The following is an 18529-nucleotide window of genomic DNA, read 5'->3' on the forward strand; positions in this document are numbered from 1 at the left end:
TTCTGACGTCAGCGCACCGAGGGCACGGATGCGCAGCGCCGCTGACGCGCGAGGGCCCTCGCCGCGCGCTCTGACCGGCGGCGTCCCTGCACCTCGACCGTGGCGGCCGAGCGCGTGTGTGGTGTGGAAACGACGTGACCGGGCACCGCGCGCAGCGCGGGCCCGGGTTGGATCACTTCGCCGTCTTCTTCTTGGGTGCCGCCTTCGTGGCGGCTGCCTTTTTCGCTGCGGCGGGCTTTGCAGCCGATCTCTGCGGGGCGGCCGGCTTCTGCGGGGTGGCCGACTTCTGCGCCGCGGCCGGCTTCGCCGCGGTCTTCTTCTGCGCCGGCGGCTTCGCCGCCGACTTCTGCGCCGGCGGCTTCGCCGCGGTCTTCTTCTGCGCCGGCGGCTTCGCCGCCGACTTCTGCGCCGCGGCCTTGGTCGGCGCCGCGGGCTTCTGCGCCGCGGCCTGCTTCGACGCCGCGGGCTTCTTCGCCGCGGCCTGCTTCGACGCCGCGGGCTTCTTCGCCGCGGCCTGCTTCGACGCCGCGGCCTGCTTCGACGCCGCGGGCTTCTTCGCCGCGGCCTGCTTCGGCGCCGCCGGCTTCTTCGCCGCGGCCTGCTTCGGCGCCGCCGGCTTCTTCGCCGCGGCCTGCTTCGGCGCCGCCGGCTTCTTCGCCGCGGCACCGTTCGCCGCCGACTTCTTCGCCCCCGACGCGCGCGCCCCGGAGGACTGCTGCTCGCGCGGCGACGGCTGCGAGGCGGCTTCGCGCTCCTCGCCCTCGGCGCTCGCCTGGCCCTTGCCGCCGCTCGCTCCGGGCAGCTGCTTCGCGTAACGCGCGAGCGTCTCGCGCACCCGCGCATCGAGATCCGAGAAATCGAACGGCTTGTTCAGCCAGGCGTCCGCCGCGAAGAGCGGTGAGGTCATCTCGTTCAGGTTCTCACCGATCCCGGTGAGCATGATGACGCCGGTGTTCGCGAAGGGACGCCCGTCGGACGTGTCGCCCTTCAGCCGCTTGCAGATCTCCCAGCCGCTCATGCCGGGCATCATCACGTCGAGGATCACCAGGTCCGGCTGGTGCTCGCGCGCGAGGTCCCAGGCGGCATCGCCTTCGGAGGCCTCGATCACCGAGAAACCCATGTTCCTCAGGTGACGCGCAACAAGGCTCAACATCGCCGGTTCGTCTTCAGCCACCAGTACACGGGGCGGCGTCATGCTCGCGGAAGGCATCGTGGATGCGGATGAGAGTACGTGCGCGCGAACTGGTCAAGAGAGAACGATTCAGCGCCGCGCGTCGCGGCCGCGACGGGCGCCCGACGCCATCCGCCCCCCCACGGCGCGGACGCCGAGCGCCCTGCCTGACGCGACGATCAAGCCGCGCGCGCGAGGGCGATCTTTTCCGTCTGCCCCGCCGCGTAGAAGCGTCGCAGCGCTGCCAGCAGCTCCGCTTGTCGCCCGCGACGGGCAAACTCGGCCTCGAGCCGGCCCGCGAACCGCGCCGCCAGGTCGTTCGCGATCCGGTAGCGATCGCCGGTCTCGGTGCCCGGGGGATCCATGAAGGTGACCCGCTCGAAGAGGTGGGCGCGGATCTGCGCCGCGCGCTCGGGCTCGAAGCGCTGTCGCCCCGGCGGAGCGCCCTCGTCGCGGCGCCGGAGCGGCGGGCCCGGGAGCTCGACCTCCTCGGCCAGACCGCCGTAGACGAGCACCACGTACTTGTCGACCTCGGCCTGGAGCTCGAGCTCGAGCTGGGTCGCCGGGAGCTCCCGGCGCGCCCGCTCGGCCACATAGAGGAAGTGGCTCACCCCTTCGACGATCTGGCAGATCTCGTCGAACGTCCCCTCTCGCCCCCGCGTGATCGCGCGGCGGGGCAGGTGCAGCGCCACCTCGATGTCTCCGTCCCCGTGCCGGATCAGCAGCGCTTCGCGCGCGCTGCCGTCCGTCGGCCGGATGAAGTCATCGACGGCGGGCGCGTCGTCGAGCGCGTAGGTCCACGCGAGCTGCTGCTGGATCCTGGCGGGAAACGTCGCGCCCTGCATCAGTTGAGCCCGCCAGTCCCGCGGCTCGGCACGAGCCCTCGTGCCCCGAGCTCATCGGCGAGGCGGCTGGAGCCGGTGCGGAGCCAGCGCTCGTACAGCCGGAGCACCGACCGCTCGTCGCGCGCGCCGGACGCGAGCGTACCGTCGGCGACATCGTTCAGGACGCTCGCGAAGCGCTCGAATTTCTCCGCCATCTCCGAAAGAACATCGGGGCCCTGGCCGACGCGCGCGTTGAGGCGCAGCATAGCGGCGGCATGGTGGTAGGCGGTCGAGCCGACCCCGACCACGTAGCCGCGATCGATCCCCTTGAGCTCGATGTGGCCGCCGAAGAAGCCGACCACGTAGAGCACGCCGTCGCCGAGGTTGCGCAGCCGCCGGAAGCGCTCGGCGCCGGAGGCCTCCAGGGCATCACGCAGCAGAAAGGTCAGGGGCTGGTTGAAGGCAGACTCGGCGTGCTCGTCCGGGTGAGCGAAGGCACAAAGCAGACCGACCAGGTAACTCGACGCCGCCTCGGTCGCGGTGACGTTCCGAACTCGGAGCGCCTCGTCCACAACCTCCTGGAAGTAGCGGGTCATGCTCGGGGACACAGAGATCGCTTGGCTCACAGGGGCACCTCACTTGCGCGGGTGCCCTGGATACCAACGTAACCCGGGCCACCGCGCGCTCAGGTCAACCAGACACGTCCGGTCGGCCTCCCTCGGGCAGGGGACCGTGAGGGCGTCGCTTCGTCGTGCTGCCGCAGTTCCGCCCTCATAAGGTCACTCTAGCCGACGCACCTCGACGAGCCCAGCTTCACGCCGCGCACTTCCCTTGCGATCTTCGGGACTTACAGCCACCTCAGCGCCTGGCTGCTAACGCGCAAAGTACCGGTCTGGGCCGCGCTTGACACCCTCCGGGGGGTGACTATCTTCCGCGCCGCCCGCTAGCACTCGTCAGAAGCGAGTGCTAGCAAAGTGCCCAGGCTGCAATCGTACGGGACCTCGCGGCCTTTTGTTCAGGCCGCTGGGGTCCCGCCGGCTCGTGGGACGCGGCGCTCGTCCCCGGAGGATTCGTCAAGATGAAGATTCGACCGCTCCAGGACCGCGTGATCGTTCAGCGCGTGAAGGAAGAAGAGAAGACCAAGGGGGGTCTCTACATCCCGGACACGGCGAAGGAGAAGCCCATCGAAGGCACGGTCATCGCCGTCGGCAACGGCAAGGTCGGCGAGGACGGTACCGTGCGCAAGCTCGACGTCAAGGAGGGCGATCGCGTCCTCTTCGGCAAGTACTCGGGCACCGAGGTGAAGATCGACGGCGAGGAGCACCTCATCCTCCGCGAGGACGACATCCTCGGCGTGATCGAGAAGTGACGCGGGCGACAGCAGGAACTTAGGAGAGACACCATGGCAGCCAAAGAGATCATCTACAACGAGTCCGCCCGCAGCAGCATCCTCGCGGGCGTCAACGCCCTCGCCGACGCGGTCAAGGTCACGCTCGGCCCGAAGGGGCGCAACGTCGTCATCGAGAAGAGCTTCGGCTCGCCGACGGTCACCAAGGACGGCGTGACCGTCGCCAAGGAGATCGAGCTCGAGAACCGCTTCGAGAACATGGGCGCCCAGATGGTCCGCGAGGTCGCCTCGAAGACGAGCGACATCGCCGGCGACGGGACGACCACCGCGACCGTGCTCGCGCAGGCGATCTACCGCGAGGGCTCCAAGCTCGTCGCCGCGGGCCACAACCCGATGGAGATCAAGCGCGGCATCGACAAGGCGGTCGAGGCGATCGTCGAGCACCTCCGCGGCTCCGCCAAGCAGACGAAGGACGCGAAGGAGATCGCGCAGGTCGGCACGATCAGCGCGAACGGCGACGAGACGATCGGCAAGCTCCTCGCCGACGCGATGGAGAAGGTCGGCAAGGAGGGCGTGATCACGGTCGAGGAGGCGAAGAGCGCCGACACGACGCTCGACGTGGTCGAGGGCATGCAGTTCGACCGCGGCTACCTCTCGCCGTACTTCGTCACCGATCCCGAGGCGATGAAGACGACCCTCGAGGACGCCTACATCCTCATCTCGGAGAAGAAGATCTCCAACATGAAGGACCTGCTCCCCGTGCTCGAGGCGATCGCCAAGAGCCAGAAGCAGCTCCTCATCATCGCCGAGGACGTCGAGGGCGAGGCGCTCGCGACCCTCGTCGTGAACAAGCTCCGCGGCACGCTGCACTGCGCGGCCGTGAAGGCGCCGGGCTTCGGTGACCGCCGCAAGGAGATGCTGAAGGACATCGCGACCCTGACCGACGGCCAGGTGATCGCGGAGGAGCTCGGCCTCAAGCTCGAGAACGTCACGATCAGCGATCTCGGCCGCGCCAAGACGGTCATCATCGACAAGGACAACACCACGATCGTCGGCGGCCAGGGCAAGAAGGACAAGATCAAGGCCCGGCAGCAGGAGATCCGCGCCCAGATCGAGAACACGACGAGCGACTACGACCGCGAGAAGCTCCAGGAGCGGCTCGCGAAGCTCGTGGGCGGCGTCGCGGTGGTCAAGGTCGGCGCCGCGACCGAGACCGAGATGAAGGAGAAGAAGGCTCGCGTCGAGGACGCGCTCCACGCGACCCGCGCGGCCGTCGAGGAGGGCATCGTCCCGGGCGGCGGCGTGGCGCTCATCCGCGCGCAGAGCTCGCTCGAGAAGCTCCAGGTCAACGACGAGCAGCGGTTCGGCGTGAACATCATCCGCCGCGCCATCGAGGAGCCCCTCCGCCAGATCTCGGCCAACGCCGGGGAAGAGGGCTCGATCGTCGTGCAGAAGGTGCGCGAGGGCAAGGACTCGTTCGGCTACAACGCGGCCTCGGGCGACTACGGCAACCTGCTCGAGATGGGCGTCATCGACCCGGCCAAGGTCGTCCGGTCGGCGCTCCAGAACGCGGCCAGCGTCGCCAGCCTGATGCTCACCACCGAGGCGCTCATCGCCGAGCGCCCGAAGGACGAGAAGGCGGCGGCTGGTGGCGCCCACGCGGGCCACGGCCACGACTTCTGATCGCGGCGCGCGGCGCTGACCGCTAGGCCAGCCGGGCAAGGGCCGGCTTCCTCCCGGGGAAGTCGGCCCTTCGCCATTTCAGCTTCCGGCAGGCCGCGACGCGTGATCTGATCCGCTGCAGGTTCGCGATGAGCACCCTGACTACCGAGCGCCTAGAGCTCACCCCGGTCTCGCTGCCCTTGCTCGAGGCGGTCATCCGCGGCGATCGCCTGGAGGCTGAGGCCCTGTCCGGCGCGCGCTTCCCCGACGCATGGCCTGGACGCGCGCTCGTCGAGCGCGCCTTCAGCTCGCCGCTCGACCGGCTGCGCGAGGATCCGGACGCCTTCCTGTGGGGCACGCGGCTGATGGTGACGCGCGGGCAAGAAGCGCGCGTCGTCGTCGGCAGCGTGGTGCTAAACGGCCGGCCCGACGCGACCGGCACCGTGGAGATCGGCTACGGCGTCGAGGGCAAGTCCCAGGGACAGGGCTACGCGACCGAGGGGTCGCGCGCGGTCCTGCACTGGACGCTGCAGCAGGCGAGCGTGAAGCGCGTGATCGCCACCACGCCGGCCTGGCACCGCGCCTCGCTCCGGGTGATCGAGAAGCTCGGGATGCGCCCTGCCGGGACGCTCGATCACGATCTCCTCGGTGAGCTCCTCGTCTTCGAACGCTTCCGCGAGTAGCGCCCCCGAGCGGGCGGCGCGGATCACCCCCCGGCGTGGATCACGCCGCCGCGCGGGTCGCGCCGCCGCGCCCACTCGCACATGGTCATGCCCGCGGCGATCGCCACCGGGTACGAGTGGTTGATCCCGTACATGGGGATCGCGATCACGTCCTCGCACGCGTCGAGCAGCACCTGCGGCAGCCCGTCGTCCTCGCTGCCGAAGAGGAAGACGAGCCCGTGGGGCAGCGGCGCCTCCCAGAGGGTCCGCCGCGCGTGGTCGCGCTCGACGCCGATGAGCGGGCGGCCGCGCGCCGCCTCGAGGAAGGTCGCCTCGTCGGGGCACTCGACGATCGTCTCGTACTTCTGCATGCCCATCGAGGCGCGCTCGTAATAGGGCTCGGTCCCGATCAGGAAGATCTCCCGCACCAGGAACGAGTGCGCGACGCGGATGATCGCGCCGATGTTGAACGGGTTCTTGGCGCGGCAGACGGCGATCGAGAAGTCGTTCCGCAGCGGCGCGAGCTCTTCGCGGATCTCCCGGGTGGTGAGCCCGAACGGCGGGATCTTCACGGCGCGCTGGCTCCCTTACTCGACGGCGCCGTAGCGCTCGAACAGCGGGTAGACCGGCCCCGCGTGGACCCGGATCCGCTCGGTCGCGCCCGTGGCGTGCTTGACCACGAGCACGAGCCCGCCGCGCGGCGCGGCGTCGAGCGTGCCCCGGATCTCGGCCACGGACATGCGCCGCACGGGCCGCCCCGCGATCTCGAGCACCTCGTCGCCCTTGCGGAGCCCGGCGCGCTCGGCGGGCCCGCCCTCCTCGGTCCGCGAGATGAACGCGGAGCCCGAGTAGAGCTGGTACCAGAGGCCGAGGCCGACCCGGGCGTGGGCCGGCTGGAACGCCAGCGTGAGCGAGCCGCCCGCGTCCAGATCGACCTGGATCTCGCCGGCGGCGCGCTGCGAGTCGGTGGGGCGGCCGATGTCGCGCAGCCCGATCGGCTTGTCGACGAGCGGGTCCGACTCCCAGACCTCCACCCGGAGCCGGTCCTCCGGCGAAACATGGAAGTTTCCGCTGGGGCCACCGGGCCAGGTCGGCTCCAGGGTGTCCGACTGCACCGCGGTCCGGAAGAGCTCCACGTCGTTGACCAGGACGCGGACATAGGGGTCCGGGAGGCCGCCGACCTCGGGATCCCAGGCCCGACCGTCCCGCGTGCGCTCCGGGATCCGCGCCGAGAGGACCCGGAGCCAGCGGACGTCCTCGGGCGGCGACGGGTGGAGCTCCTGCCCTGGAGGGGGCGCATGGAGCCTGGACTCGAGCTCCGGAAAGAGGGCCGAGCAGCCGCCGGCGGCGAGCAGCAAGCCCCCTGCGGCGAGCAGCATGAGGGACGCAGGCGGGCGGAGCGCGCGACGCATTCGGCGGACCAAGATGGCGCCATTTTTGGCCGTAGCCGGCGTCAGCCGCAACTAAACCGTGCTATTTCGGGCTCCCATGCAGGACTCGCCCGTCATCGCTACCAGCGACCTCAGCGCGCATGTCGGCGGCACTGTCGCGCTCCGTGGATGGCTCTACAACAAGCGCTCGAGCGGCAAGCTCCACTTCCTCGAGCTGCGCGACGGCTTCGGCACCGTCCAGTGCGTGATGGCGAAGAGCGACGTCGGCGAGGAGGTCTTCGCGGCCGCCGACAAGGTCACACAGGAGAGCGTGATCGAGATCACGGGCGAGGTGAAGGCGCACCCGAAGCGCGCCGGGGTCTTCGAGGTCGTCGCCTCCGGCTTCCGCCTGCTCGGCCCGACCACCGGCGAGTATCCCATCTCGCCGAAGGAGCACGGGACCGACTTCCTCATGGATCACCGCCACCTCTGGCTGCGCTCGAGGCGGCAGCACGCGATCTTGCGCGTGCGTCACACCATCATCCAGGCCATCCGCGACTTCTTCGACGGGCGAGGGTTCACGCTCGTCGACGCGCCCATCTTCACGCCGAACGCGTGCGAGGGGACGAGCACGCTGTTCCAGACCGACTACCACGGCGACAGGGCGTACCTCACCCAGTCCGGGCAGCTCTACATGGAGGCTGCGGCGGCCGCGTTCGGCAAGGCGTACTGCTTCGGGCCGACGTTCCGCGCGGAGAAGTCGAAGACCCGCCGCCACCTGGCCGAGTTCTGGATGGTCGAGCCCGAGGTCGCGTTCATGGACCTCGATGGCGACATGGACCTCGCCGAGGATTTCCTCTGCTTCATCGTCGAGCGCGTCCTCGAGCGGCGCCGCCCCGAGCTCGCCGTGCTCGAGCGCGACGTTGGGAAGCTCGAGGCGGTCAAGAAGCCGTTCCCGCGCATCCCTTACGACGAGGCCGTCGCCATCCTGAACGAGTCGCGCGCGGAGAAACGCAAGACGGCGGGAGAAGCTGGAGTTCCAGACTTCCCGTGGGGCGAGGACCTCGGCGGTGAGGACGAGACGATCATCTCCAGCCGGTACGATCGCCCTGTCATGATCCACCGCTATCCGGCCGAGGTGAAAGCCTTCTACATGAAGCGCGATCCGACGGACGCCCGGCTCGCCCTCTGCGTCGACGTCCTGGCGCCGGAGGGCTACGGGGAGGTGATCGGGGGCGGGCAGCGCGAGGACGATCTCGCCACGCTCGAGCGGGCAATCGAGGCGCACAAGCTGCCCCCCGAGGCGTTCAGCTGGTACCTGGATCTGCGCCGGTATGGCACCTTCCCGCATGCGGGCTTCGGGCTGGGCGTCGAGCGGAGCGTCGCCTGGATCTGCGGCTTGCCCCACGTGCGCGAGACGATCCCGTTCCCGCGCATGCTGAACCGGCTCTCGCCGTAGTGCCTCGCGTCAGAGCCCCGCCAGGGTCCTGGTCACCGCGTGCGGGCTCGGGCCACGGCGCGATGCGCCACAGCGTCGACGCGACGGGCCGACGCGTGGAGCAAGCGAGGTTAGCCGCTGCCCGAGCGTAGGAGAGCGCAGGAGAGCGCAGGAGACCGACGTGCGAGGAGCGTGAGTGAGAGATAACGCGACCCGCGGCGACCAGCGCAACAAGCGGCGGGCGGTGTGGTCAACCCGTGCCCGCAGCCGGCGGCGGCGCCGGGGATCCGTTTTTGCTCCGCTTGCAGGTCGACTCTGTCGTATCAAGAAAGCATAGGGCGCAACCCGCGACCCACGCTCACGCGGCCGACCGACGGAGCCACCCCTGCTTGCAGATGAGGGAGCGCTCTACCGGCGAGCCGGACACGGCCCCCGCCCCCCGACCCACCTCGCGAGGACAAAGCTATGGCTCGTCTCGTCGGCTTTATCGGTAACCGTCCGGATCTCGGCGCGCGTGCGATCGAGCTTGAAGGTCGTGCCCTCACGGTTCGCCGAAGGGAGGGTGTGATCCCTGGCTGGGGAGTCGGGTTCTACCAGGGAGGAGAGATTCTCCTCAAGCGCCGACCTATCGACGATCGTCCCGAGATCAGCCTGGGCGACATGACGAAGGACGTGCGCGCCGACATCCTCGTGGCGCATGTCCGGGCTGCGACGGTCGGCAGCCTGCGGACCGAGAACACGCACCCCTTCCGTTACCGGCAGTGGCTGTTCGCCCATACGGGCACGGTCGAAGGGTTCGCCCGGCTGCGGAGCCAGCTCAGCGATTCGCTGCCGCAGTTCCTCGCGCGGGACGTCCGCGGCGAGACGGACAGCGAGCTCCTCTTCCACCTGTTCCTGTCCTTCCTCCACGACAGCAACCAGCTCGATCGGCCGACCGTGGACGCGGCGAGCGCGCGGGCGGCCCTCCGGTCCTCGATCGCGCTCGTCGACCGGCTCTGCGCGGAGGAAGGGGCGGGGCCGAGCGCGATGAACATCGTGGTCACAAACCCGGAGTACCTGCTCGTTGCCCACAGCGGCACGCCGATGGCGTACCGCATCTACCAGGGCAGCGACGACATGGAGCGGCTGCTGAGCGACGGCGGCCTGGGTCGCATGCGCATGCCCGACTACGCCGCGAGCCGGCTGACGCTCGTCGCGTCGGACTTCGACGACGACCAGGCCCCCGCGGGATGGACCCACGTCGGTGAGCGTGCGATCGTGACGTTCACCCGCGCCGATGAGCCAGCGATCGAGCCGATCTGAACGCCGCCGCTGCCCGCACGGGACGCGGGCGCATCCATCGCCGGCCCGCGCCCCGGACACCCCGCGAGCGCCGCCTCCGCCTCCCTCGCTGATCCTCGCCGCGCTCCTCGGCTCGTCGCTCCTGCTGGGGTGCGCGCTCGGGGGCTCGGCGTCGTTCCCCGCCGCCTCCGAGCTGCCCGACGAGCGCCGACGCCCCGACGGCGTGGCGATCGATCCGGCGAGCACACCGCCGCAGCCGGTGGATCAAGCCGACGCCCGGGACAGCGTCGTCACGCTCCGGACGCCCCTTGGCGTCGGCCTGGCGCTGGACGTCGTGGCCGAGTTCTTCAAGCGGGTGATCGCCGAGGACAGCGAGGCGCTGAGCGAGCTGCTGACGCGCGATGCCCTCGCGATCCAGACCGGATCCGGCGGGCAAGGGCAGCCGCCGAGCGCGGGGACCTGGTGGGAGCAGCGCTTCCGGCGGCTCGAGTACGGGAAGCTCGCTGGAGAGCCGATCTACCGGGAGTCGGAGGTCCAGATCTTCCGGGCAGAGGACGTGCTCGCGGCGCCGCACCACCCCGCGATCCAGCCGGAGACGCTCGACGACCAGGACATCGTGATCCGGGTGCCGATCATGACCGCGCGGATCGCGGCCGACAGGCTGCTCGGCGACGAGATCGTCGTGTGGCTGCGGCGAGACGGCCCGCGATTCCGGATCTATCGGCTGCTCGAGGACTTCCAGCTACAGTAGGCTTTGCGCCTGTGCCGCATCTCCGGCAAGATCAGGGCTCCATGAGCCGCCTCAAGATCGCGTTCGTTGGCTCCGGGGGGGCGGCGCGGGGCCTGGCGCACCTCGGCGTGCTGAAGGCCTGCGAGGAGCTGGGGATCCATCCAGAGATCTACGTGGGCGCGGGAGCAGGCGCGCTGGTCAGCGCGACGTACGGACAGGACATCCCGCTCGATGTGCTGCTCGACGCCTACCGCCTGCCGTGGAGGCGACGTCACCGCGGGCCGCGCCTCCACGTGTCGAGCTTCTTCGGGGCGCCGGGGCTGCGCGATCTGTTCGACCCGGGGTACCTCTTCTCGGGCGTGTTCTCGATCGATCGGCTCGAGCGCTACGTGCGCCAGACGCTGCCGATCAACGACTTCCGGCAGCTGCCGCACGCCGTCTACGTAACAGCGGTCGACGTCGACAGCGCCAAGCGCGTCGTGTTCGGCCCGGGCTACGACGAGGCCACGCCGATCAGCCAGGCCGTCGCAGCGAGCTGCTGCGTGCCCGGCCTGTTCCGGCCCTACCGCATCAACGGCCGCTATCACCTGAGCGGCGAGGTGATCCGGACGCTGTCCGCCGACGTGGCCGTGAACGCCGGCGCGAGCATCGTGATCATCTCCAACATCTACCGTCCCGAGGAGCGCGACGAGGCGCAGCGCTCGATCGCGAGGAGCGGCGCGCTCGGCGTCGTCCGGCAGTCGCTCAGCATCCTCCTGGCCGAGAAGGAGCGCCGCGGCGTCGAGCTCCTCTCCAAGCTCTACCCGAACGTGACGTTCCTGGACGTGGCGCCCGCGATCGGCCGGTACAGCTACATGAACCGGTTCGCCGCGAAGCCGCTCGTCCTGCGCGGCTACCGGACGGCGCTCCGCGTGCTCGCCGCCGCGAAGGAGAAGGGCGTCTTCGACGCCCCTTCGTCGAAGAGCGCGCTCAACTAGACGCGACCCGACGAGCTGCTGCGCGGCCCAGGTCGCGTCGAGCTCGCCCGATGCGCTGCAACACGCCTCGCTCGCCTCCCCCCTACGCTCGAGCCGCTCGCGACGCGCGCGAAACAGCGCCCCGCGGCGTCGCGCCGGACGGCCGTCGGCGCGCTACATCCCCGCGATGATGCGGTACTCGTTCTGGTGCTCCACCAGCTCGAGACGGTTGTCCTCCACCTTGCGGCGCCACTCTTCGCCCTTGCGGCCCGGGATGCGGTAGCTGGCGCTGTAGGTGTAGTCGACGTAGATGGCGTCATCGTCCTTGAGGACGCGACGGTAGCGGATCTCGTAGCGGATCGCGCGAGCGTCCTGGAACTTGCCGGTGAGGTACTGGCGCAGGCCGGCGTAATCGAGGTCGTCCGCCGCGTCGATGTTGCCGCCGTCCTCGTAGTACTTGGGCGAGGCGAGCTGGAGCAGCGCGCCGACGTTCTTGCTCTCCACCGCGTTTCGATACTTCTCGCAGAACGAGATGATCTTGCGGTTGTCTTCGTTGTCCTCGACGTCGGTGTTCGGGATGTAGTGGGTCGCGCAGCCGGCGAGGACGGTCGAAGCAACGACGAGGAGTGAAGCGACAGCTTTTATTTTGCGGCAGAGCATACGCGGGCAGGACAACGCTCAGGGGAAGAAGCCGATTCCAGCTGGGGGACCTTGCCAGATCGGGATGCGGATCGGCAAGCGAAGCGATCAAGACGGCCGCGGACGGCGCGGACAGGCTACCCGCGCGCCTCGAGCCAGCGAAGCAGGGCGAGGTGGCCGACCGGACCGTCATGGTCGACCGGGAGATCGAGAGCGACCTCGCGCAGGGGTCCCGCGTCGCCACGGTCGGCCTGGAGGAGGAGGGCGACGGCGCCGCAGCTGAGCGCGCGGGGCTGCGCGCCGGTGAGGCCGAGGAGCTCGCGCGCGACCGGCCCCGCGTCGTCGGCCGCTACCACGACCATCCGATCCGCGTCGGACGATGCGACGAGCTCGGCCGCGGCGCGGAGCGCCTCCAGCGCGCCGCCGAGCCCGGCGCCGACCGCGAAGCTCGGCCCGGTGAGCTGGTAGGCGATGGCGCACTCGCCAGCGATCGCGTTCGGCGACGTGGCGGGAAAGAGCCGCGGATCGACGAAGCGGGCCCCGCGCGCACGACGGCGGGCATCGTAGACCTCGTTGGTGTCGATCGTCGCGAGCGCATGGCCAGCGACGACGCCGGCGCCCCGCAAGGCGTCGGCGCCCACCACAGCGGCGAGGGCCGCCACCGCGGACAGCCCGAGGCGGCAGAGCGCGTCGAGGCGCGCGAGGCGGTCGCGCGCGATGCCGGTCGCCTCCGCGAGGCGTCCGAGCTCGAAGTCCGTGACGCGCGCATGCGCGCGGACATACACGGGACGGGGGGACCGCGGGCAGCGCCCGCTTGCCGAGGACGTGAGCAGGAGGGCGGCATTGGCGCCGCCGAACGCCGCGGAGAGCTTGAGGGCCGCCGAGAGCGGGCGTACCTCGGCGCGCTCGAGCAGGTGGACCGGAGCGTCGGGATCGAGCTCACCTTCGGACGCCGCCGGCGGCGCGATCGAGGCGGCGAGGGCGGCGGCGGCCGCGAGCGTCTCGAGCGCGCCCGCGGCCCCCAGCGTGTGCCCGATCTGGGCCTTGAACGGGTGGACCACCGGCGGAGACGGGGAGCCCGGCAGTCCGCCCGGGCCCTCTCCAGGGTGGCGCGCCCCGAGCACCGCGGCGATCGCGCGCGACTCCATCGCGTCGTTGTAGGGCGTCGCCGTGGCGTGGGCGCTGACGAGGCCGACGCGCGAGGCAGGCCAGCCAGCGTCAGCCAGCGCCGCAGCGCCGGCGCGCGCGAGCCCCGAGCCCGTGCGATCCGGGGCGGTGATGTGCACCGCGTCCGTCGACGCGCCGAAGCCGGCGACGCGAACGATCACCGGGGCACCCCGGCGACGATCCTCGCGGACGAGGGCGACGAGGGCGGCGCCTTCGCCGAGCGCCATGCCGTCGCGGCCGAGGCGAAAGGGGCGCGACCTGGACGCCGTTGTCGCGCGGAGCGCCTCGAAGCCGGAAGCGACGAAGACGCTGAGCGCGTCGTAGCCGCCGGCCAGCACGAGATCGCAGGCGTCGCGATCGAGCCAGCGGAGGCCGAGGCCGATCGCCAGGGTGCTCGCGGCGCACGCGGCGAGCAGGTGCGTGCGCAAGGGGGTGCGCTCCAGCCCGAACGCGGCGAGCGCGTCGTTGAAGGGCGCGAAATACGTCGCCCCCGGGGCGAGCGCGGCGAGCGAGCTGGCGTCGGCCCCATCGGCCCGCGCCGCGAAGAACCGCTCCGCCGTGAGCATGCCGCCGCTGGAGGTGCCGAGGGCGATGCCGATGCGCTCACCGCGCCAGCCCGGGCGCACGACCTCCAGCGCGGCGAGCGCCTGCGAGAGCGCCGCCTTCAGGAGGTCCGTGGCGCGGTCGCTCGCCGGGGCGACGCCGAGCTCCGCGGGGGCGCGCGCGGCGAAGGGCCGCTGGAGACCGGCGCGCGCGAGCTCCGCGTCGTGCGCGATGGCGACGGGCGCGGGCTCGCCAGCGTCGGGGACGCGGTAGGCGAGAGGGCCGAGGCCGAGCGCGGACACAGCGCCCGTGGCGATCACGCACGCGTCGCTCATGAGCCGTCCCCCGGCCGGATCGCGTCGGGATCGACGAAGGCGCGCGGATCCGGAGCGCGATCGCGCTCCTCGGCCTCGCAGATCACCGTGACCAGCAGCCCGGTCGAGGCCTGCGCGTAGCGGACGTTGCCGCAGCCGACGCCCTCGGCGATCACGACCTCCTCGTCGAGCTGGCGCCGGCGCGCGCCCTCCGCGGTCGACCACGTCGTGCGGCGCGCGCCGATCAAGCCGCGGTCGTTGATCCGCAGGTCGATCACGGCGTCGCCGTCGCGAAGGACGAAGGAATCTGTGCTCGCGGCGCGCTCGTACCAGAGCAGCGTCCCCGCCGCCGGGTGCAGCATCCACCAGCGGAGGAAATCTACCGGCAGGCCTCGGAGCGCCGCGCGCGGCGTCGACGCATCGCCGCGCTTCAGAAGATCGAGCGCGGGGACGGCGAAGCGGAAGCGATCGCCGCGCGCCCACAGATCGAGCGCGGTGGTGCCGCCCGGGCCGAGGAGGATCATCCGGAGCGCGCCCTCCGGATCGAGGGACGCGCTCCCCGCCGTGTGCGCGCGCGCGTCGGTCGCGATCGCCGGTGGGGCGATCGCGATCGCGCCGCGCGCCTCGAGCACCTGGCCCGTGCGCGGCTCCCGCAGCGCCAGGCGGACGCGGAGCGTGCGCGGGCCGGCCCCCTCGACGATGCGGCGGAGGTCGGCGAGGCGCTGGCGCCCCGCGCGCCACGCGGACGCGTCGAGCCCCGCGGCGGACGCGCCCGGCGAAGGGCGCGGCAGGATCTGCGCGAGCTCGGCGTCGAGCGCGCCGCCTCGCCGCGCGTGTCGCGCGGCGCAGGCGGGGGTGCCTGCGAGCGAGAGCAGGAGGCACGCGGCGCCCACGAGGCGGCGCGCACGACGGCCGGACGCAGGCAGCGACGAGATCACGCGTCGCCGGGAGCGACCAGCAGGATGGCGTATCCGCGGTCGGGTGCGCCGCCCAGGATGAGCACGCTCGCGAGGGCGCCGCTCGCGAGCGCCGCGACCGCCGCGGCAGCAGCGAACCCGCCCGCACCCTCGTGATCGCCTGCGCGCGAGGCCAGCGTGGAGCGCGGCACCTCGGCCCACGGCGAGCCGCGCAAGCAGGCGACGATGCGCTCTTCGTGCCGCCCGACGAAGACAGCGGCCGGCGCCGGGACGCAGGGCTGCGCGCGCGGCGCGACGTCGGCCGGAGAACCGAGGGGCGCCGGAGCTGGTGCTCCCGCGAGCGCCCCCGCGCCGTCGCCGCGCCAGGAGCTCCACCAGGCCACCGCCGCCACGGGGCGCCCCCCGCGCTCGCGCACCCGCGCGGCGCTCTCGAAGAGCAGCACGGCGGCGCCCTCGCTGCGCACGCCGCAGTTGACGACCTCCGAGCAGATCGGGCCCAGGCAGCGCTCGATCATGGGGCTCGCCTCCTCGACGCTGCCGGCGGCGAGCGCCTCCCCCTCGCCGGCCGTGATGAGCTCGATGGCCGTGACCATGGCCGCCTCCGCCGTCGCCCCGAGATCGGCCATGGCGAACACCGGCCCGCGGAGGCCCAGGTAAATGGAAGCGTGCCCGACCGGCGACGAGGGAACCAGGTTCGGGAAGTCGGCGGGGCTCGCGTACTTCGCCCCCTTGTCATAGATGCGCCGCATGTACGCGGTCGACGCGTCGACGCTGCCGAAGGAGGCGCCGACGATGGCGCCGGGAAGCGTGCGGCTCGGCGCGACGTCGGCAGCCGGATCGCCCGCGCTCGCGCCGGCGTCGACCGGAGCCGCGCCTCCGAGCCCGGCGTCCGAGATCGCCGTGAGGACCGCCGCGGTCGTCAGCCGGCCAGCGCGGTCGAGCCGCCTCGCGCGCGCGAGATCGAGGTGCTCGCCCGTGTTGAAGGCGATCGGCCCCTCCGCCGGGGGCGGGCCCGGCTCGAGGTAGGCGGCGCCGCCGCGGGACGAGAGGACGCCGAGCGGGCCGATCGTCGCGGCCGCGGTCACGACGACCGGGCGCCGCTGGGGCGCGCTGCCGGCGCCGGGCGGCGGCGGAAAGCGCTCGGGCTGCGCGAACACGAGCACGCTGTCCGTGCCGCCGAAGCCGAAGGAGTTCGACATCGCCGACCGGATCGGCGCCTCGCGCGCTTCCTTGAGGTGCAGGAGCTGGCACTCCGGATCGACCTCCTCGAGGCCGCCGGTCGGCGGCATCACGCCGCGCGCGATGGCGAGGGCGGTGATCGCTGCCTCGACCGCGCCCGCCGCGCCGAGCGTATGCCCGATCTGCCCCTTGGACGACGAGACGGCGATGCGGCTCACCTCGGCGCCGAGGCAGGCGCGCAGGGCGGCGCTCTCCATGACGTCGTTCAGCGGCGTCGCGGTGCCGTGCGCGTTGACGTAGTCGAGGTCCGAGGGCGCGAGGGCGGCGCACCGGAGCGCGTCGCGCATGACGCGCGCGGCGGTGCGCCCCTCGCGCTCGGGGTTCGTGATGTGGTGCGCCTCGGCCCCCGTCGCCCAGCCGCGGAGCTCGACGATCGGCGCTGCCCCGCGCGCGCGGGCGGCGTCCTCCGACTCGAGGACCAGGAACGCCGCGGCCTCGCCGAGGTTCAGCCCGGCGCGCCGCCGATCGAACGGGCGACACGGCTCGGGATCCACGGCCGCGAGCGCGCCGAAGCCGGTGTACGTCAGCCGGCACAGGCCGTCGGCGCCCCCCGCCAGGACGCGGGTGGACAGGCCGGCCCGGAGCCAGGCAGCGCCCAGCAGCACCGCGTTCGCGCCGCTCGAGCAGGCGCTGCAGACGCTCCTCACCCGTCGGAACGGGCCGACCGCGGCGCGCACGTGGTCCGCCGTCGACGAGAGCGGGTGCGAGAGCATTCGCTTCAGCGGCGCGATGGCGCTGGGATCGTGGGACAGCCAGGCGAGCAGCTCCTCGGTCTCGAACATCCCGGCCGTCGTCCCGCCGACCACCAGGTCGACCGGCATCGCCCCCGGGTCGATGCCCGCGTGCGCGAGCGCCTCGCGCGCCGAGATCACGGCCATCGCGTCGGTTCGAGACCACCCCTCCGCCTCTCCCGGGGGAGCCACCTCCTCGGGCGAGAGGTCGCGGACCTCCGCGGCGATGCGCGCGCGCGTCCCTGCGATCTCGAACAGCGAGAGCGGCGCGAAGGCCCGATCCCCTGCGATGAGCCGGTCCATCGTCGCCCTCGCCCCGCGCGCCAGCGGCGAGACGATCCCGATGCCCGTCACCCAGATGCGCACGCTCGAACGGCTCTCTGCGGCGCGATCACGCCGCCGCGGTCGACTTGATGATGTGGGCCACGAGCGCGTCCACCGACGCGAAGATCGGCCTCGCTTCGTCGCCCTCCGGGATCCGGACGCCGAAGCGCTCCTCCACGCTCATGGCGAGCTGGAGCGCGTCCAGCGAATCGAGGCCGAGCCCCTCGCCGAACAGCGGCGCGGCGTCGTCGATGTCGGCCGGCGTCTTCCCCTCGAGGTTCAGCTCCTCGACCATCAGTTCTTTTAACTTCTGCCGCACGTCCTGCGCGTTCATGAGCACGTCCCTGCGGGGTAGCACAATCCCGCGCCTTTCTACCAGGGGGCAGCGCTTTTTCTGTCGGTTTGGTAAAGAGCGCGCATGGCTCTCGTCGACTACGCCACCTCTGCCGGCGTCGCGCTGCTTACCCTCAATGATCCGCCCGTCAACGGCTACACGCACGAGATGATGAAGGACCTCGATGCGGCCATCCTGGAGGCCCGCTTCGACAACGATGTACATGTCATCGTCATCACCGGGCATGGCGAAAAGTTCTTCTGCGCCGGAGCGAACATCAACATGCTCCGCGAGTCGGACCCGACGTTCAAATACTACTTCTGTCTGCACGCGAACGAGACGTTGAGCCGCCTCGAGCACACGCCAAAGCTCTGCATCGCGGCGCTGAACGGTCACACTGTAGGCGGCGGCCTCGAGATCGCGATGGCGTGCGATCTGCGCATCGCCCGCAAGGGCGCCGGCAAGATTGGCCTCCCGGAGGTGACGCTCGGTGTGCTGCCGGGCACGGGTGGCACCCAGCGCCTCGCCAGGCTCATCGGCAAGTCGCGAGCGATCCAGCTGATGTGCGAGGGGCAGACGTTCGATTTCGAGACGGCGCTCGCGTATGGCCTGGTGAACGACGTCTGGGAGGCGGCTTCCCATGACGAGTTCATGGACCGGGTCCTCGCGTACAGTCACACGTTCACGCTCCCGGACCGCGCGGCGCTGGCGGTCGGACGCATCAAGCGCGCCGTGCAGACAGGCTTCGAGGTGGGACTGGAACAGGGGCTCGCCCTGGAACGGGAGCTCCAGGCTGAGCTGTTCGCGTCCGACGATGCTCGCGAGGGGCTCGCCGCGTACATGGAGAAGCGGAAGCCGACGTTCCAGGGTAAGTGAGCG

Annotated in this window: 18 protein-coding genes; 8 read left to right on the top strand and 10 right to left on the bottom strand. The window is 71.5% G+C overall.

All coding sequences use genetic code 11. From position 1 onward, the window contains the following. Positions 1-172 precede the first annotated feature (172 nt). The 3 genes from WME89_RS37295 to WME89_RS37305 form a co-directional block, all read right to left on the bottom strand. Complete coding sequence (locus WME89_RS37295; RefSeq protein ID WP_438004372.1) at positions 173-1210, bottom strand: response regulator transcription factor; 1038 nt, start codon at positions 1208-1210, stop codon at positions 173-175. A gap of 140 nt (positions 1211-1350) precedes the next feature. Continuing rightward, the gene (locus tag WME89_RS37300) at positions 1351-2016 is read right to left on the bottom strand and encodes a hypothetical protein (RefSeq protein ID WP_438004373.1); all 666 of its coding nucleotides are present in this window, start codon (positions 2014-2016) and stop codon (positions 1351-1353) included. Then, positions 2016-2621 (bottom strand): hypothetical protein, encoded by a 606-nt coding sequence (locus WME89_RS37305; protein ID WP_438004374.1) that lies wholly within the window; start codon positions 2619-2621, stop codon positions 2016-2018. Before WME89_RS37305 ends, WME89_RS37300 begins: the two co-directional genes overlap by 1 nt. Before the next feature lie 452 nt (positions 2622-3073). On the opposite strand from WME89_RS37305, the gene groES reads away from it, so the two are divergent. The 3 genes from groES to WME89_RS37320 all read left to right on the top strand — a co-directional run bounded on the left by groES (position 3074) and on the right by WME89_RS37320 (position 5688). After that, a complete protein-coding gene (gene groES, locus WME89_RS37310) occupies positions 3074-3364 on the top strand; it encodes a co-chaperone GroES (RefSeq protein WP_020738934.1) in 291 nt (96 codons plus the stop codon). A gap of 33 nt (positions 3365-3397) precedes the next feature. Continuing rightward, complete coding sequence (groL, locus tag WME89_RS37315) at positions 3398-5026, top strand: chaperonin GroEL (RefSeq protein WP_438004375.1); 1629 nt, start codon at positions 3398-3400, stop codon at positions 5024-5026. 128 nt (positions 5027-5154) lie between these two features. Beyond that, entirely contained in the window at positions 5155-5688 is a 534-nt protein-coding gene (locus WME89_RS37320) for a GNAT family N-acetyltransferase (RefSeq protein ID WP_438004376.1), read from the top strand. 23 nt (positions 5689-5711) lie between these two features. On the opposite strand, the gene WME89_RS37325 is transcribed toward WME89_RS37320, so the two are convergent. Continuing rightward, positions 5712-6239: a TrmH family RNA methyltransferase gene (locus WME89_RS37325; protein WP_438004377.1), complete on the bottom strand. Its 528-nt coding sequence runs from the start codon at positions 6237-6239 to the stop codon at positions 5712-5714. A gap of 15 nt (positions 6240-6254) precedes the next feature. After that, positions 6255-7079 carry a PDZ domain-containing protein gene (locus WME89_RS37330; protein WP_438004378.1) on the bottom strand — a complete coding sequence of 275 codons (825 nt, stop codon included), beginning with the start codon at positions 7077-7079 and terminating at the stop codon, positions 6255-6257. Positions 7080-7155: 76 nt separating this feature from the next. Between WME89_RS37330 and asnS the strand changes: the two genes are divergently transcribed. From asnS to WME89_RS37350, 4 genes are all read left to right on the top strand, one after another. Continuing rightward, positions 7156-8496: an asparagine--tRNA ligase gene (asnS, locus tag WME89_RS37335; RefSeq protein WP_438004379.1), complete on the top strand. Its 1341-nt coding sequence runs from the start codon at positions 7156-7158 to the stop codon at positions 8494-8496. A gap of 444 nt (positions 8497-8940) precedes the next feature. Then, positions 8941-9777 (top strand): class II glutamine amidotransferase, encoded by an 837-nt coding sequence (locus tag WME89_RS37340; protein ID WP_438004380.1) that lies wholly within the window; start codon positions 8941-8943, stop codon positions 9775-9777. Further along, positions 9752-10507: a hypothetical protein gene (locus WME89_RS37345; RefSeq protein WP_438004381.1), complete on the top strand. Its 756-nt coding sequence runs from the start codon at positions 9752-9754 to the stop codon at positions 10505-10507. Before WME89_RS37340 ends, WME89_RS37345 begins: the two co-directional genes overlap by 26 nt. 41 nt (positions 10508-10548) lie before the next feature. Continuing rightward, complete coding sequence (locus WME89_RS37350) at positions 10549-11463, top strand: patatin-like phospholipase family protein (protein ID WP_438004382.1); 915 nt, start codon at positions 10549-10551, stop codon at positions 11461-11463. Between the two features lie 153 nt (positions 11464-11616). Here WME89_RS37350 and WME89_RS37355 read toward each other — a convergent pair whose 3' ends face one another. The 5 genes from WME89_RS37355 to WME89_RS37375 form a co-directional block, all read right to left on the bottom strand. Further along, positions 11617-12102: a hypothetical protein gene (locus tag WME89_RS37355; protein WP_438004383.1), complete on the bottom strand. Its 486-nt coding sequence runs from the start codon at positions 12100-12102 to the stop codon at positions 11617-11619. A gap of 116 nt (positions 12103-12218) precedes the next feature. Next, entirely contained in the window at positions 12219-14126 is a 1908-nt protein-coding gene (locus tag WME89_RS37360; RefSeq protein ID WP_438004384.1) for a beta-ketoacyl synthase N-terminal-like domain-containing protein, read from the bottom strand. After that, entirely contained in the window at positions 14123-15043 is a 921-nt protein-coding gene (locus WME89_RS37365; RefSeq protein WP_438004385.1) for a hypothetical protein, read from the bottom strand. The genes WME89_RS37360 and WME89_RS37365 overlap by 4 nt, the downstream gene beginning before the upstream one ends. Beyond that, positions 15040-17358, bottom strand: a complete 2319-nt coding sequence (locus tag WME89_RS37370) for a beta-ketoacyl synthase N-terminal-like domain-containing protein (RefSeq protein WP_438004386.1) — start codon at positions 17356-17358, stop codon at positions 15040-15042. The genes WME89_RS37365 and WME89_RS37370 overlap by 4 nt, the downstream gene beginning before the upstream one ends. A 25-nt stretch (positions 17359-17383) precedes the next feature. Beyond that, positions 17384-17650 carry a phosphopantetheine-binding protein gene (locus tag WME89_RS37375; RefSeq protein ID WP_044989135.1) on the bottom strand — a complete coding sequence of 89 codons (267 nt, stop codon included), beginning with the start codon at positions 17648-17650 and terminating at the stop codon, positions 17384-17386. An 84-nt stretch (positions 17651-17734) separates the two neighbouring features. Here WME89_RS37375 and WME89_RS37380 point away from each other — a divergent pair, with 84 nt between their 5' ends. Next, the gene (locus tag WME89_RS37380) at positions 17735-18526 is read left to right on the top strand and encodes an enoyl-CoA hydratase/isomerase family protein (protein ID WP_437619454.1); all 792 of its coding nucleotides are present in this window, start codon (positions 17735-17737) and stop codon (positions 18524-18526) included. Positions 18527-18529: the final 3 nt, after the last annotated feature.

Origin of the sequence: Sorangium sp. So ce321, assembly GCF_051530195.1 — a bacterium.
In the GTDB taxonomy this organism is placed as follows: Bacteria; Myxococcota_A; Polyangia; order Polyangiales; family Polyangiaceae; genus Sorangium.